2 protein-coding genes, 3 tRNA genes and 1 rRNA gene are annotated in these 2,043 nt (G+C 59.2%); all 6 read left to right on the top strand.

The window, feature by feature from the left end; all coding sequences use genetic code 11:
- Positions 1–127: 127 nt before the first annotated feature.
- Positions 128–202: transfer RNA gene (locus QZ332_RS13535), tRNA-Glu, on the top strand.
- A gap of 3 nt (positions 203–205) precedes the next feature.
- Positions 206–281, top strand: a tRNA-Lys gene (locus QZ332_RS13530).
- A gap of 74 nt (positions 282–355) precedes the next feature.
- Positions 356–430 (top strand) — tRNA-Glu (locus tag QZ332_RS13525).
- Between the two features lie 119 nt (positions 431–549).
- Positions 550–665: ribosomal RNA gene (gene rrf, locus QZ332_RS13520) — 5S ribosomal RNA — on the top strand.
- Between the two features lie 305 nt (positions 666–970).
- Positions 971–1,615, top strand: coding sequence for a VanW family protein (locus tag QZ332_RS13515; protein WP_295766399.1), 645 nt, complete (start codon positions 971–973; stop codon positions 1,613–1,615).
- 113 nt (positions 1,616–1,728) lie between these two features.
- Positions 1,729–2,043, top strand: a 315-nt coding sequence (locus QZ332_RS13510) for a PadR family transcriptional regulator (RefSeq protein WP_295766397.1), incomplete at its 3' end; no start/stop codon positions are given.

The raw sequence follows: 2,043 nt of genomic DNA, 5'->3' as shown, positions 1-2,043 counted from the left end.
GCAACTGACTCTTAATCAGTGGGTCCCCGGTTCGAGTCCGTGAAGGTGCACCAGTTCTGAGCTGGGTGTATCCAGGGGATACACCTGGTTCAGAGGAAACCCTCAGCAACTCCCGTCCCCTGACGATGGCCCGTTGGTCAAGTGGTTAAGACAGCGGCCTCTCACGCCGTTAACATCGGTTCGAATCCGGTACGGGTCACCATCTGCACCTTTAGCTCAGTTGGTAGAGCAACTGACTCTTAATCAGTGGGTCCCCGGTTCGAGTCCGTGAAGGTGCACCAGTTCTGAGCTGGGTGTATCCAGGGGATACACCTGGTTCAGAGGAAACCCTCAGCAACTCCCGTCCCCTGACGATGGCCCGTTGGTCAAGTGGTTAAGACAGCGGCCTCTCACGCCGTTAACATCGGTTCGAATCCGGTACGGGTCACCACACTCCTTCACGAGAGGGAGCACTTGACAAGTGAATAGAGCGTCATACGATGAGTTCATTGTCCGGGTCCTACCCGGTCGATATACGGAGCGATGTCCAAGCGTTTTCGCCCCGATGAAGTTGGTGCTGATTAGGACGAGGGTCCACCCGTTCCCATTCCGAACACGGTAGTTAAGCTCGTTCCTGCCCACGATACCTGGCTGGCGACGGCCCGGAAAAATAGGTGGTGCCAACATCTGAGACACACTCTTTCGAGTGTGTCTCTTTTTTGTCGCCGCTTTGTCTCCCTTTTGTGATGATTTCTTCCCCCCTCCCTGCTAGAATATCTAAAAAAGGAGGGGGAGAGATGACAGGAAGAAATAAGGAACTCCGCCCGCCCCGGCGGCGCAGCTGGCTGCGTCTGCGGATATGGGGAAGCTGTATTACACTGTACGGCGCTATTGCCTCTGGCGCTCTCTCAGCTTTCACTGGGCCCGGCGACGGCAGGCAGAGAGACTGCCGGAGGTGCAGTTCTGCCATGCTACGCCGCTGATCCGCAATTTGGGCAGAGAAGAGGAACAGCGGTGGCAGAAAAACAAGGTGGTCAACCTGAAATTAGCCGTCTCCAAGCTGGACGGCGTGCTTCTCTATCCCGGGGAGACTTTCAGCTATTGGCGGCTGATCGGGCGGCCCAGCCGGAGAAAGGGCTGCCGGGAGGGCATGGTGCTGTTCCTGGGGCGGATCGGCGGGGACATCGGAGGCGGGCTGTGCCAGCTCTCCAACCTGATCTTCTGGATGACCCTGCACACTCCCTTGACCGTCGTGGAGCGGTACCGCCACTCCCACGACGTGTTCCCGGACAGCGGCCGCACCCAGCCCTTCGGCAGCGGCGCCACCTGCGCTTATCCCTACCGGGACCTGATGATCCGCAACGACACGGACCAGGTCTTTCAGCTGTGCCTGCGAGTGGGGGAGACCCACTTGGAGGGGGAGTGGCGGGCCCTGCGTCCCCCCGCCTGCCGTTATGAGATCGTGGAGCGGAAGGCCCGGATTGACCAGGCGTCCTGGAGCGGGTACATCCGCCACAATGCCTTGTACCGCCGGGTGTTTTCCCTCTCCGGGGAGCTGCTGGAGGAGCGGTTTCTCTTTGCCAACGACGCCATTATGATGTACAATCCCCTGCTGCCGGGGAAGGAGAAGCCGTGAGGAGCGGGATGACCGGCGGACCGCGTTGGACGTGTTCCTTTTGTCCTTGACAAGCATTGATCATCTATGTATAATAAGCATAGATGATCAAGGTGTAGAGAGGAGGGGCCGCCATGAAGATCGACAAGAGCTTGATCAGTGGCAGCACCACCATGCTGATCCTGTCCCTGCTGGCGAAGGAGGAGATGTACGGCTACCAGATGATTCTGGAACTGGCCCGGCGCTCCAACAGAACCTTTGAACTGAAAGAGGGGACTCTGTACCCCATTCTCCACGGCCTGGAGGCGGAGGGGCTGGTCACAGTGCGGGAGAAGGCCGAGGGCGGACGGACCCGAAAATACTACCGCATTACCCGGAAGGGCCGCAAGGCCCTAGACGCCCGGAAGGAGGAGTGGGTGACCTTCCGGGAACAGGTGGACGCGGTGGTC

The sequence above is a fragment of the uncultured Oscillibacter sp. genome (genome assembly GCF_910584465.1).
GTDB lineage: Bacteria > Bacillota > Clostridia > Oscillospirales > Oscillospiraceae > Oscillibacter.
This window is presented reverse-complemented; position numbering and strand designations above follow the sequence as displayed.